This is a genomic window from Cupriavidus yeoncheonensis (assembly GCF_905397275.1).
GTDB lineage: Bacteria > Pseudomonadota > Gammaproteobacteria > Burkholderiales > Burkholderiaceae > Cupriavidus > Cupriavidus yeoncheonensis.
In genome coordinates this window covers 1-12,935 of record NZ_CAJPUY010000011.1, presented here as the reverse complement: position 1 = coordinate 12,935, position 12,935 = coordinate 1, and the positions used below count along the sequence as shown (strand labels likewise).

The following is a 12,935-nucleotide window of genomic DNA, read 5'->3' as shown; positions in this document are numbered from 1 at the left end:
GTCACTCCCTGCGGATGTCGTCGGGTGGGGCCTGCGCCTGTGCGGTGCCGGTCCTGCAGGCCGGGCAGGCGCCGCCGGGCTGGAACGGGTTCCAGCCGGCGGCCGCCAGCACGGCCCAGGCAGTCGCGCCCAGGTGTGGCAGGTGGAAGTAGTAGAAATCCTCGGTGGTCGAATCCGGGCCGATCGACAGGCCGGTGCTGATGCGTGGTTGCGGCGTGGCGAACAGCATGCCGGACGGCGCGCGCTGCGCCAGCAGCAGCGGCCACAGTGAACGGGTCTCGTCGTCGCGGCCGCTGGCGCGCAGCACCAGCGCAGCCTGGCCCGTGCCCTCGGTCCATACGCCGTCGGGCCGCGCCTTGAAGCCATAGCCGCCGCCCACCGTGTGGTGCGCGCGCGCCCAGTCCAGCGCGCGCCGCCACGACGCCGCCGACTCGGGCACCGCGATCAGCGGCCACAGCGAGGCATCGAGTGCCGACGGCTCGCCGTTGAGCGAGTGCCCGTCATCGCGCGTGCCGATGGCGAAGCGGCCCTCGCCCGCTTGCCACATCGCCTCGACGAAGCGGCGCGCGCGCTGCGCGGCCGTGTCCCAGCGCGGGTCGCTGGTGCGCAAGGCGAGCCAGTGGAACGCGGCATAGGCATCGACATTGTGTTCGGTCGATTTCCAGCCCTGGCGCCGCGGCGTCGGTTCATGCCCGAAGAAGCCGCCGATATAGCCAGCCGGGCTCTCGCTGCCGTAGGTCTGCTTGTCGACCCAGGCCATCAGCGTCGCGGCGGAGTCGAGGTAGCGGCGCTCATGGGTGGATTCGTAGGTGGCCAGCAGCAGCAGCGCCGCCCACGCGACGTTGCCCGTTGCGGTGCCGACCTGGTAGGCGTCCTCGAACCAGCGCTTGCTCGGCGCGTCCCACCAGCCCGGCATCGGCACCGGTCCGTCCGGTACGGCGCCGGCGCGATAGGCATTGCGTACGCGGCCGTCGTGGTAGTGCCGGTCACGCGTGACGCCCGCCACCACGCCGTCGGCGATGCGGCGCGCGGCGTCGGGCTGGCCGCACGCGATCAGCGCTACGCCTGCCAGCGCATTGTCGTAGACAAAGGCCGATTGCTGCAGCGGTGGCGGCAGTGGCTCGCCGCCGGGGGCGGGCTCGTAGCTGCCGACCATCACCGGGCCCTTGCCCGGCACGGCGGCCACGCGCGCGGCCAGCGCCTTGCAGCCGTCGCGCAGCAGCTGCTCGCGTGCCGGCGGGGCGGAAGGGGTGGGAGGCGCTGCCATGGCCGTGCTCAATGCGGAGCAAGCCATCAGCGCCGCTGCCAGCAGCCGGCCGCGGCGGTTGCCACGGCGCGGCGGACTGCAGGCAGGCAAGCGTGGAATCGGATAACGCTGCACGGTGAACTCCATCCTGCGGGCGCTCGTTCTACCCTGGTTGATCGGATCAGATCAGGCTGCGCAGCCAGGAGCGGTTCAGGCTGACCTTGGCCCAGTGGCCCAGCGCGCAGCGGTCGGTCTGGTGCGTGCCGGTCGCGCGAAGGTCCGGCAGCGGCTTGTCGAGGCGGGCGATCAGGTACACCTCGTTCTTCTCGATCGGCGGGAACGGCACGAAGTAGCGTGCCTGGTCGCCATCCGGCGCGCGCGGCAGGACTTCGGCGACGGAGCCCGGCACCGGGGTGGCCACGCCATCGACATTCACCGTGACGCGTGCGCCGGGCAGCAGGTCCTTGCTCAGGCTGCGCGGGAACACCGCGACCACGCGCGGTTGGCTGCAGTTGGTCGTGCGCATCAGCGTGGCGCCCGCCGCGACGCGCGTGCCCGGAGGCGCGAGCACGTCTTCGACCACGCCGCCCGCATAGGCCTTGATTTCCAGGTTGGACACGCGCTCCAGCCGGTCCTGTTCGGTGCGGACCATCTTGTCGACGGATTCGCCATACTCCTGGAGCTGGGTGATCTCAGACTGCAGCTGCGTAATGCTGGCGCGCAGTTCATCCTGGCGCTGCACGAGCGCACCGACGGCGCCGTCCGCGCTGCTCATGTAGACCTTGCTGCGCGCCGCCTCGCTGCTGCCGCGCGCGCTCTCCAGCTCCGCCTGGATGGCATCGCGCTGGCCCGACAGCACGGTCAGCTGGTTGCGCGAGGCATCGGTATAAGCCTCGCTGACCGCGCCGGCCCATTGCATGGCCTGGTTGCGGTTGACCACGTCTTCCTGCTGGTCGATCTGCTGGCGCGCGACGGCCAGCTTCGCTTCAATGCCCTTGACGCGCGCCGAGTGTTCACGCTGCGCCGCCGACTGATAGCGCTGGATGTCCTGGCCGGTCGATGCCAGCCGGGTCTGGTCCGCGGCCAGCTTGGCCTTGGCTGCTTCGAGGCGGGTCTGGTTGTCGAGCTGCTTGCCGGTCAGCTCCGTCAGCAACGCGCGGTCGAGGTTGGAGTTCTGCAGCGTCATCAGCGGCTCTCCGGCCGCGAACGTGCCGCCCACCGCGACCGCCTGGCGGGTGATGACGCCTTCGACGGGCGTGGTCACGAGATTCACGGGGCTGTTGACGACGGCGCGTTCCGAAGACCGGTTGAACACGGGCGGAAACATCACCGACAGGATGATCCAGATGATGAACGCGACCATCCCGTAGCTGGCCAGGCGCGGGGCGATCTGCCATAGCGGACGCAGGCCGATCTCGCGGCTTCGTCGGCGCACCAGGGCTTCTTCCTGCCGCGACAGACGCGACTGCAGCATCTTCGTCGGCAACAGGCTCGTGGATTTCGGGTCCGGCTTCTCGGGCTTCTTGTCCATGGTTTCCTCTGGCAAAAAAAGCTGGTCCGTGCCGCCTCGGCAGGCACCGGGCAGCATGGGCAAGCGCTCTCCCCGCGCGTGGCCCGAAGGCTGGCGCGCAAGCGCAGTCGTCATCCCCCAACACATTTTTTATGCATCGCGTCCCGGAGCCTGTATCGGCACGAGACGGACCTGCGTATCGGACCGGGCAAGCCGGTCCTGGAGTTGCCCGCGCCATCACCGCAGTGAATTTTGCGAGCAGGAAGAGCGAGGCGCGAAACGCCGGCGAGGCGCGAAACGCCATTGATCCCCGGACATGTTGCATTGCCACGTTGCTGCCCGGAGCGTTTCAAGGCTATGCAAGTTGCCGCCTATATGCTGTAAAAATGTGTAAGGGCTGCATGTCACACCACTTATCGCGGCGCAGATCGCCGGCGCGATTCATCGCGGACATCGGCTGCGCGGATGCGATGGATATTTCGTATCGACTGTCTGCGCGATTGCCGCAATCGCGGCAGAATGCAAGGCCGGCGCACTGCCGCGAATATCACCAATCCGGACATCGATCCAAGCAACAGGGAACTTTTCATGCCTGCCATTGCCACGCCCGACATGCCATACCGCCGCCTTGGCGCCAGCAACCTCAAGGTCTCGGCACTGTGCCTGGGCACCATGATGTTCGCCGACCAGACCGACGAAGCCGAAGCGGCGCGCATTGTCGGCAGCGCGCGCGAACACGGCGTGAACTTCATCGACACCGCGGACGTCTACAGCAAGGGCGCATCCGAGCAGATGGTAGGACGCCTGCTGACAGGCGGCCGGCACGATTGGGTGCTGGCCACCAAGCTGGGCAATCCGATGCGGCCGGGTCCCAACCATTCGCACTATTCGCGCGTGTGGATCCTGCGCGAAGTCGAGGAAAGCCTGCGCCGCCTGGCTACGGACTATCTCGATGTCCTCTACCTGCATCGCGACTACGCGGGCGAGAACCTCGAGGAAGCGGTGCGCGCCGTGGGTGACCTCGTGCGTGCGGGCAAGATCCGCTACTGGGCCGTGTCGAACTTCCGCGGCTGGCGCATTGCGGAGATCGCGCGGCTGTGCGACCAGCTCGGCGTGCCGCGTCCCGTGGCGTGCCAGCCGTACTACAACCTGCTCAACCGCATGCCGGAAGTGGAAATCCTGCCGGCGTGCGAGCACTACGGACTCGGTGTGGTGCCGTACAGTCCGATTGCGCGCGGTGTGCTGACCGGCAAATACCTGCCGGGCCAGGCGCCCGCCACCGGCACGCGCGCGGGCCGCGCCGACCGCCGCATGATGGAAACCGAATTCCGCGAGGAATCGCTGCGGATCGCGCAGCAGCTCAAGGTGCATGCCGAGGCGCGCGGGCTCACGCCGGGACAGTTCGCCACGGCCTGGGTGCTGGCCAATCCGATCATTTCGTCCGTGATCGCCGGGCCGCGCACGCTGGCCCAGTTCGAAGATTATTTCGGCGCGCTGAACGTGACCATTTCGCCGGAAGAAGAGGCCATGGTCGACGATCTCGTCCCGCCGGGCCATGCCTCGACGCATGGCTACAACGACCCGAACTACCCGTTCGGCGGCCGGCCGGTACGCGTCGCCGAAGCGCCATCCGCCTGACACCAGCGCGCAAGTGGACGATGCGTGGCCCGATGCCGGCGATGCTTTGTGGCAACAGCCGCGCAAGAGGCCACGCACAGGCAGCGCCGCGCGCGTGTTCCTACTAATATTGAGCTAGGCGGGTTCACGGCAGCGGCCCGCCACCCTTGCACTTGGGACCGGCGTGAAGACCGCGCCGAGGGTGCCGGTAGAACGGGATGGCCAAAACGTGGCACGACGTGGCTGGATCTTCGCTGGCTTGGCAGTCGCCCTCTGTGGGGGCGGATATGTCGTTTATAGCCTTGTTTCCAATGAAGTGCGCAATTCGCAATGGCAGGCGCGCTATCTGGGTCGCTTTGCCAGCCAGCTGACCTACGAGGTGCAGCCCGGCGCAAGCGACAGCATCCGCTTCCCGCATTCCGGACCGTACGACGACCGCATGGGTTATGGCCGGCTGCCGCTGTTTGCGCAACGGCTTGGCGAGCGCGGCTTCGTGCCCGCCGAACAGGCGCGCATGTCGCCCGAAATGGTCCGCCTGATGGACCAGGGCATCTTCCCGCCTTACCGTGAAAAGAACCAGGCCGGCCTGGTGCTGCGCGACTGCAATGGCATGACGCTGGCGTTCGAGCGTTATCCGCAGCGCCAGTACGACGATTTCGCCGCAGTGCCCCCGGTGCTGGTGAGTTCACTGCTGTACGTCGAGAACCAGGGCCTGCTCAATCCCGAATACCCGAGCATGAATCCGGCGCTGGACTGGAAGCGCCTGTCGCGCGCCGTGATCGACCGGGCGATCCGGCTGGCCGACCATTCGCACGACTCGCCGGGCGGCAGTACGCTTGCCACGCAGATCGAAAAATACCGGCACTCGCCCGAAGGCCGGACCCAGTCCATTCCGGAGAAGTTCCGGCAGATGGCGTCCGCGTCGCTGCGCGCCTACCTGGACGGACCCGATACGCAGCGTGCGCGCGAACGCATCGTCCTGGACTACCTCAATACCGTGCCGCTGTCCGCGCGGATCGGGTTCGGCGAAGTCAATGGCATCGGCGATGCGCTCTGGGTCTGGTACGGCGAGGACTTTGGCGAAGCCAACCGCCTGATGAAAGAGATGGACCCGCGCGCGCCGACCGACCGTCAGGCCCAGGCCTACAAGCGCGCCCTGTCGCTGGTCATCTCGCAGCGCCGCCCGTCCTACCACCTGCGGCGCGACGATACCAATCTCGACGCGCTCACCGGCAGCTACCTGCGCCTGCTGGCCGCCAACGGCATCATTACGCCCGAACTGCGCGACGCTGCACTGCGGCAGTCGCTGGACAAGGCCGCACCGCCGGCCAGGCCCGACCGGGAGCCGTTCGTGACGCGCAAGGCGGTCAACCGCGTGCGGGCCGACATCGGGCGCCTGACCGGCGTGGACAGCCGCTACGACATGGACCGCCTGGACGTGACCGTGGACAGCACCATCAACCGCGAGGCCCAGCGCGTCGTCACCGATACGCTCCTGCGCATGAGCGACAAGAACGTCGCGCGTGCCATGGGGCTGTACGGCCACAACCTGCTGCGCGACCAGGACGATCCGTCCAAGCTGATGGCGAGCTTCACGCTGTTCGAGCGCGTGGGCAATGCCAGCGTGGTGCGCGTGCAGGCCGACAATATCGACCAGCCGTTCGACATCAACAGCGGCGCCCGGCTCAACCTGGGCTCCACGGCCAAGCTGCGCACCCTGGTGACCTACCTGGAGATACTCAGCGAATTGCATGCGCGCTATGCCGGCATGAGCAAGGAAGAACTGGCCGGCGTGAAGGTGGCCAGGCAGGACGCCCTGAGCCGCTGGGCGATCGATTACCTTTCCAAGGCGCGCGCGCCGCAGGACCGCACGCTGGCGGCCATGCTGGACGCCGCCATGGAACGCAAGTATTCGGGCAGCGCCGGCGAGGGCTTCTACACCGGCGGGGGGTTGCAGAGCTTCACCAACTTCGAGAAGTGGGAAGGCGAGCGCATCATGACCGTGCGCGTGGGCTTCCAGCACTCGGTCAACCTGGTGTTCATCCGCATGATGCGCGACATCGTGCGCTATGAGCTGTTCCACGGCAGCAACGTGGACATGAGCGATATTTTCGAAGACCGCAACGCACCCGAACGGCGCGTCTACCTGGAACGCTTTGCCGACCAGGAAGGCAGCGCCTACATGACGGGTTTCTACCAGCGCTACCGCGGCAAGGACGCCGACCAGCGCCTGGCCACGCTGCTCGGGCGCGTGCGCGTGAGCACGCCGCACTATACGGCGGTGCGCATGTCGGTGACGCTGCTCAGCGTGCGCCCGGACCTCGACGAGGAAAGTTTCGAGCGCATCATTCGCACGCACATGACGGCCAAGCAGCTCGCTGGCGAGGACCTGGCGGCGCTGTACCGCAAGTACGGCCAGGACAAGTTCAACCTCAATGACCGTGGCTACCTGTCGCGCGTCCATCCGCTCGAACTGTGGATGGTGGAGTACATGGGCAAGAACCCGGACGCCACGCTGTCGCAGATCCTGGGCGCCAGCAAGGACCAGCGCCAGTACGTGTACCGCTGGCTGTTCCGCTCGCACAGCAAGTACGGGCAGGACAACCGCATCCGCACGCTGCTGGAGCAGGAGGCCTTCGAGCGTATCGCCAGGCGCTGGCATCGGCTCGGCTACCCGTTCGATTCGCTGACGCCTTCGTACGCCACCGCGATCGGCGCGTCCGGTGACCGCCCGGCCGCACTCGCGGAACTGGCCGGCATCATCCTGAACGACGGCATGGCGACGCAGACCGCGACCGTGCGCAGCCTGGACTTCGCCGCCAATACACCCTATGAGAGCCGCTACGTGCTGCAGCCCGAGCCGGGCAAGCGCCTGCTGGCACCGGAGATCACGGCGCTGGTGCGGCGTTCGATGCTGGACGTGGTCGAGCGCGGCACGGCCAAGTCGATTGCCGGAGCATTCGTGGCGCCGGGCAAGGGTGGCAAGCCGATCGCCATCGCCGGCAAGACCGGTACCGGCGACCAGCGCTTCCAGACCTATGGCCCCGGCGGGCGGCTGATCTCGTCGCGTTCGGTCAACCGTTCGGCCACGTTCGTCTTCACGCTCGGCGAGCGCTTCTTTGGCACCGTGACCCTCAACGTGAGGGAGCCTTATGCCGCGCGCTACAGCTTCACCAGCGCGCTGGCGGTACGGGTGCTGCGCTACCTGGCGCCGCAGGTGGCGTCCATGGCAGTGCCGGGCGGTGAACAGGCGCTGCTGCGCTGCCGTGACTGGTCGCAGGAGATCCACCTGCCGCGCAGCGAGGCCCAGGCGCCGCCGCCGGAAGGCGCGACCGCCTCGGCCGACGTCGTGAAGATCGATCAGCCTCTGCGGCGCACCATGCCGTAGAGCACGAGCAGCACGATCGCGCCGATCACCGACGCGATCCAGCCGACAGGCTGGCCCGGCTGGTACCAGCCCATCGAGCGGCCCACGAACCCGGCCACCACCGAGCCCAGAATGCCCAGCACGATCGTCATGATCCAGCCCATCTTGTCGTCGCCTGGCTTGATGGCCCGAGCGATCAGTCCCACGATGAGGCCAACGAACACGGTGCCAAGGAATGCCATCATGATCTGCTCCTGCGTGTGGAAGGGATCGCGGCGGCGCTAGTCCGCTAACGCAGTCCGCTGCGATTCATGATACACGCGGCCATGGCAGGTGGCATGGCCGCACTGTTACAGGTCGTTAGCCGCTCAGCCGCTCAGCCACCTGCGAGCCTGAACTGGCCCACCGCGTGGTGCAGGGCGGCGGCCTGGTCTTCCAGCGAGGACGCGGCCGCCGCGGCTTCTTCGACCAGCGCGGCATTCTGCTGCGCCATCTGGTCCATCTGCGATACCGCCTGGTTGACCTGCTCGATGCCGGCGGTCTGTTCCTCGGTCGCCGCCCGCATTTCGCCCATCAGGTCGGTGACGCGCTTGACCGCCTCGACGATCTCGTCCATCGCCTTGCCGGCGCCCTCCACCAGTACGGCGCCGTCTTCCACGCGCTGCGCCGAGTTGCCGATCAGCGCCTTGATCTCCTTGGCGGCCGTGGCGCTGCGCTGCGCCAGCGTGCGCACCTCGCCGGCCACCACGGCGAAGCCGCGGCCCTGCTCGCCGGCGCGCGCGGCTTCCACCGCGGCGTTCAGCGCCAGGATATTGGTCTGGAACGCGATGCCCTCGATCACGGCAATGATGTCGACCACCTTGCCCGACGCTTGCTTGATGTCGCCCATGGTCGTCACCACCTGGCTGACGATGCCGCCGCCGCGCACGGCGATCTCCGACGCGCCCTCGGCCAGGCGGCTGGCCTGGCGGGCGTTGTCGGCGCTCTGGCGCACGGTGCTGGTGAGCTGCTCCATGCTGGCCGCGGTTTCCTCCAGCGAAGCCGCCTGTTCCTCGCTGCGGCGCGACAGGTCGGAGTTGCCCGCGGCAATCTGCTTGGCCGCGCCGGCGATCGAGTCAGCCGAGCCGCGGATGCTGCCGATCGCGCCAGTCAGGCGCGACTGCATCTGCTGCATGGCGAACAGCACGCTGTGCTCGTCGCCGGGACGCACGTCGACCGCGGTGGCCAGGTTGCCCTCGGCAATGCGTGCGGCAATCAGCGAGGTGAGCGCGGGCTCTCCGCCGAGCTGCTTCTGCAGGCTGCCTGCCACGCGCAGCATGACCACCGTCATCAGCGCGCCCACGCCGAGCAGCAGGGCGAGCGCCTTGTACAGTGCGAGGCGGAACTCGGCGCGGATGTCGTCCAGGTACAGCCCGCCGATGAAGTTCCATTCCCACGGCCGGAAGTTGGCCACGTAGCTGAGCTTGGGCTGCGGTTCTTCGGCGCCGGGCTTGGCCCACAGGTATTCGACGAAGCCCTTGCCGGGACCTTTGGCGATGTCGGCCATCTCGCGGAACAGGTAGGTGCCGTTGGCGTCCTTCATGTCCTCCATCTTCTTGCCGTTCATCTCGGGCTTGAACGGATGCATCAGCACTTCGGTGTCCGAGCGCATCAGCGTGAAGTAGCCGTCGGCGCCAAAGCGCATGGCGCGCACGCGTTCCAGCGCCTGCTGCTGGGCTTCGGCCTGCGGCATCTTGCCGGCCCTGGCCTGTGCTTCGTACTCGGCTGCCACCGACATGGCGGTGTCGGTGACATGGACCAGGTCCAGGCGGCGCTCCTCCAGGCGCAACGCGCGCATCTGCCATGCATTCCACAGCGTGATGCCGAGCAGGCACACCCAGCTCAGCACCAGTGGCAGCAAGAGCTTCTTCCTCAGACTCAAGTTCTGCAGCATTGCTTTCATTCCTCCCTTTGCACGGTGTAGTCGGACTTATGGCGTCCGTCACCGCCATATCGGCACGCCCGTGTCTAACTTGATTGGGGTAAAACCTCCCCTGAACCCTGCAGGGTTGATTCGGTTTGTCCGGAAGTGCCGGCATCGTCACGGCAAAGCCTCCGGGCCTCGCTACAATCGGCGTCGGTCCGCGGCGCGCGGATCGCAAACATTCCGGCAAGGAGAGGGCATGGCAGCGGCGCCACGCGACCCGATGACGCAATCCGATGCAGTGGAGAGCAGCGACGGTGACAGCGGCACGCACCATCACGGTGCGCTGTCGGTCTTCCTGGTGTTCCTGCGGCTCGGACTGACCTCGTTCGGCGGACCGGTGGCGCACCTGGCGTACTTTCGCGAGGAGTTCGTCACGCGCAGGCGCTGGATGAGCGAGCGTGCCTACGCCGATCTCGTTGGTCTGTGCCAGTTCCTGCCCGGCCCGGCCAGCAGCCAGGTGGGGCTGGCACTCGGGCTGTCGCGCGCCGGTTATGCCGGCGCGCTCGCGGCATGGACCGGCTTCACGCTGCCGTCGGCAGTGGCCATGATCCTGTTCGCGCAGGGACTGTCGGCGTGGGGCGCCGGCGTTCCGGCGGGGCTGCTGCATGGCCTCAAGCTGGTGGCCGTGGCGGTGGTGGCGCAGGCATTCTGGGGCATGGCGCGCAGCCTGTGCCCGGACACGCTGCGGGTGACACTCATGGCGATGGCGGCGTGCCTGGCTGTCGCGGTGCCCGGGCCGTGGATCCAGGTCGCGGTCATTGCCGCCACGGCGATCGCCGGCCTCGTGCTGATCCGCCCGCAAGCCGGCCACGCGCACGATCCCTTGCCGATGCCCGTGAGCCACCGCGCGGGCCTTGCCGCCCTGGTGCTCTTTGCCGTGCTGATGGCCGGCCTGCCACTGCTTGCGCGGCACGCGGGCGCGGGCGCGGGTGGCCTGCAGATGCTCGATGCGTTCTTCCGCGCCGGGGCGCTGGTCTTCGGCGGCGGCCACGTGGTGCTGCCCCTGCTCGACGCGGCGGTGGTACCCACCGGGTGGGTCGGGCGCGATGCCTTCCTGGCCGGCTACGGCGTGGTGCAGGCCATGCCCGGGCCGCTGTTCACGTTCGCCGCCTTCCTCGGCGCGGCCATGGACATCGAGCCGTCCGGCTGGGCCGGCGGGTTGCTGTGCCTGGTGGCCATCTTCCTGCCCGGCATGCTGCTGGTGGTCGGCGTGCTGCCGTTCTGGGAAAGCCTGCGCCGCAGCCGCCGTGCCCAGGCAGCGCTGGGCGGCGTGAACGCCGGAGTGGTCGGCCTGCTGCTGGCCGCGCTGTACCAGCCGGTCTGGACCAGCGCGGTCCACGCGCCGCTCGATTTCGGGCTGGCCGTGGTCGCGCTGGTGGCACTGGTGTTCTGGCGGCTGCCGCCGTGGCTGGTGGTGGCGGTGGCCGCTGTCGCAGGGTGGGCGGCAGGGCTGTAGTGCCGGCTACCGCTCGGGCTCGACGCGCCGGAATGCCCGCAGCAGGGCAAGGTCATAGCCGATCTTGAGCAGGCCGCAGGCCACCAGCGGGGCGGCAGCCCAGCCCGCGGCCAGCATCGCTCCCGCCAGGGTGGGCCCCAGCGCGGCGGCCAGGCTTCTCGGCACTGCCGTCAGGCTGGCCGCCGCCGGCCGCTCGGGTGGCGTTACCACCGCCATCACGTAGGCAGTGCGGGTCGGTACATCCATCTGGGACAGCGCGCTGCGGGCCAGCAGCAGGGCCAGCGCGGGCACCAGCGCCGGGGCCATGGCCGCCGCGATCAGGCACAGGCTGGACGGGATGTGCGTGAACACCATGGTGTTCAGCAGGCCGAAGCGGCGCGCCAGCGGCACGGCCACGAGCTGCGAGCCCGCCGACAACAGCCCGGCCCAGAAGAAGAAGCGGCCCGCGTCGCCCGGCGACAGGCCGAAGCGCTGCATCAGCCAGAGCGACAGCAGGGCGTTGACCACGAGCCCGCCGGCGAAGGCGTCCACGCTGAACAGCAACGCCAGGCGCATGACGATGCCGCGCGATGCGCCCAGCGGCACGCGCGGGGCATCCGCATGCGGGTCGCGCGCGGGCAAGCGGCCATAGAGCCACCACAACGCGCCTCCCACCAGCGCGTACAGCAGGAACATCGCGCGCATGGCCCCGAGTGGCGCAAGCATGCCGTGCCCCGCCACCCAGCCCGGCAGCGCCGCCGCCAGCGCACCGAAGGCCGATGCCAGCGAACCGCTCAGGCTGTAGCGCGCAAACAGCGCGGTGCGCGCCTGCGGGCCGGCCGCATCCGCCAGGCGTGCGTGCTCCAGCGGCAGGAACAGGCTGACATCGCCCGAGCCGGGATTGATCGTGCCGACAAAGGCGACGATCACCAGCGGCCACAGCGAGGACAGCCCGGCAAAGCCGATGCCGGTCGCCACCATCAGCGCCGCGGCCAGCGTCAGCATGCGCCGCAGCGGATAGCGGTGCCCGAGCATGCCGACCAGGATCGTCGCCAGTGCTGACCCCGCCAGCGTGGCACTGCCGATCAGCCCGACCGCGAGCGGATCGAAGCCGAGCGCCAGCAGGTAGGCCGGCAGCAGGACGGCGACAAAGCCATCGCAGATGCCGCGCAGGGCGCGGCCCGCCAGCAGCGTCAGGGCAACGGGGTCGGCACCCCGCGGCAGGACGACGTCGGCAAGGGCGGCTCGCATCGGCACGCCTCTAAGGCAAAGCTGAATAAGTCCACCGCTAAGGGACGCGAAGCGTTATAGGTAGGAAATTCGACGGGAAAGGCAGAACCAGACGATGAAGCAGATGACGCTGGCAGTGGCAGCCGATCAGGGCGCGGGATTCGAGACACGTCGCAAACGCACGAGGCGCGAAGAGTTTCTCGAAACGATGAATGCGATCGTGCCTTGGGTCGATCTGTGCGCTGTGGTCGAGCCGTACTACCCGAAACGCGGCAACGGCCGTCCGCCGATCGGCCTTGAGCGCATGCTGCGGATCCATTTCATCCAGCATTGGTTCAATCTGGCCGACGAGGCCTGCGAAGAGGCGCTGTATGACATTCCGAGCCTGCGCGGCTTTGCACGCATCGACCTGGGGTGCGAGTCGGTGCCTGATGCCACGACGATGCTCAACTTCCGCCACCTGCTCGAAGAGCATAAGCTGGGTGAGAAGCTGTTTGCCGAAGTTGGCCGGGTGCTGCAAACCAGGGGCGTAAAGCTCAACAGCGGCACGATCGTGGATGCCAC

Annotated in this window: 9 protein-coding genes; 4 read left to right on the top strand and 5 right to left on the bottom strand. The window is 68.2% G+C overall.

Going from position 1 to position 12,935, the window contains the following annotated elements; translation table 11 throughout:
* Position 1 precedes the first annotated feature (1 nt).
* Positions 2-1,294 (bottom strand): hypothetical protein, encoded by a 1,293-nt coding sequence (locus tag KHO22_RS16150; protein ID WP_420839611.1) that lies wholly within the window; start codon positions 1,292-1,294, stop codon positions 2-4.
* A gap of 133 nt (positions 1,295-1,427) precedes the next feature.
* Complete coding sequence (locus tag KHO22_RS16145; protein WP_211948164.1) at positions 1,428-2,777, bottom strand: HlyD family secretion protein; 1,350 nt, start codon at positions 2,775-2,777, stop codon at positions 1,428-1,430.
* A 567-nt stretch (positions 2,778-3,344) separates the two neighbouring features.
* On the opposite strand from KHO22_RS16145, the gene KHO22_RS16140 reads away from it, so the two are divergent.
* Both KHO22_RS16140 and KHO22_RS16135 read left to right on the top strand, forming a co-directional pair.
* Positions 3,345-4,394: an aldo/keto reductase gene (locus KHO22_RS16140; RefSeq protein ID WP_230426894.1), complete on the top strand. Its 1,050-nt coding sequence runs from the start codon at positions 3,345-3,347 to the stop codon at positions 4,392-4,394.
* Positions 4,395-4,602: 208 nt separating this feature from the next.
* Positions 4,603-7,761 (top strand): transglycosylase domain-containing protein, encoded by a 3,159-nt coding sequence (locus tag KHO22_RS16135; protein WP_211948163.1) that lies wholly within the window; start codon positions 4,603-4,605, stop codon positions 7,759-7,761.
* Here the strand turns inward: KHO22_RS16135 and KHO22_RS16130 are convergent.
* On the bottom strand, positions 7,734-7,985 hold the full coding sequence (locus KHO22_RS16130) for a GlsB/YeaQ/YmgE family stress response membrane protein (protein WP_211948162.1): 252 nt from the start codon (positions 7,983-7,985) through the stop codon (positions 7,734-7,736). The two genes, KHO22_RS16135 and KHO22_RS16130, sit on opposite strands and share 28 nt — an antisense overlap.
* Positions 7,986-8,116: 131 nt before the next feature.
* Positions 8,117-9,673, bottom strand: a complete 1,557-nt coding sequence (locus KHO22_RS16125) for a methyl-accepting chemotaxis protein (protein WP_211948161.1) — start codon at positions 9,671-9,673, stop codon at positions 8,117-8,119.
* Between the two features lie 229 nt (positions 9,674-9,902).
* Here KHO22_RS16125 and chrA point away from each other — a divergent pair, with 229 nt between their 5' ends.
* Positions 9,903-11,162 carry a chromate efflux transporter gene (gene chrA, locus KHO22_RS16120; protein WP_211948160.1) on the top strand — a complete coding sequence of 420 codons (1,260 nt, stop codon included), beginning with the start codon at positions 9,903-9,905 and terminating at the stop codon, positions 11,160-11,162.
* A 6-nt stretch (positions 11,163-11,168) separates the two neighbouring features.
* Here chrA and KHO22_RS16115 read toward each other — a convergent pair whose 3' ends face one another.
* On the bottom strand, positions 11,169-12,392 hold the full coding sequence (locus tag KHO22_RS16115; RefSeq protein ID WP_211948159.1) for an MFS transporter: 1,224 nt from the start codon (positions 12,390-12,392) through the stop codon (positions 11,169-11,171).
* 94 nt (positions 12,393-12,486) lie between these two features.
* On the opposite strand from KHO22_RS16115, the gene KHO22_RS16110 reads away from it, so the two are divergent.
* A partial coding sequence (locus tag KHO22_RS16110; RefSeq protein ID WP_211948158.1) for a transposase occupies positions 12,487-12,935 on the top strand: 449 nt, incomplete at its 3' end.

Coding starts and splice junctions, on each gene's coding strand:
- chrA (WP_211948160.1), top strand. CDS start 9,903: ATGGCAGCGGCGCCACGCGACCCGATGACGCAATCCGATGCAGTGGAG.
- KHO22_RS16145 (WP_211948164.1), bottom strand. CDS start 2,777: ATGGACAAGAAGCCCGAGAAGCCGGACCCGAAATCCACGAGCCTGTTG.
- KHO22_RS16115 (WP_211948159.1), bottom strand. CDS start 12,392: ATGCGAGCCGCCCTTGCCGACGTCGTCCTGCCGCGGGGTGCCGACCCC.
- KHO22_RS16130 (WP_211948162.1), bottom strand. CDS start 7,985: ATGATGGCATTCCTTGGCACCGTGTTCGTTGGCCTCATCGTGGGACTG.
- KHO22_RS16150 (WP_420839611.1), bottom strand. CDS start 1,294: ATGGCTTGCTCCGCATTGAGCACGGCCATGGCAGCGCCTCCCACCCCT.
- KHO22_RS16125 (WP_211948161.1), bottom strand. CDS start 9,673: ATGCTGCAGAACTTGAGTCTGAGGAAGAAGCTCTTGCTGCCACTGGTG.
- KHO22_RS16140 (WP_230426894.1), top strand. CDS start 3,345: ATGCCTGCCATTGCCACGCCCGACATGCCATACCGCCGCCTTGGCGCC.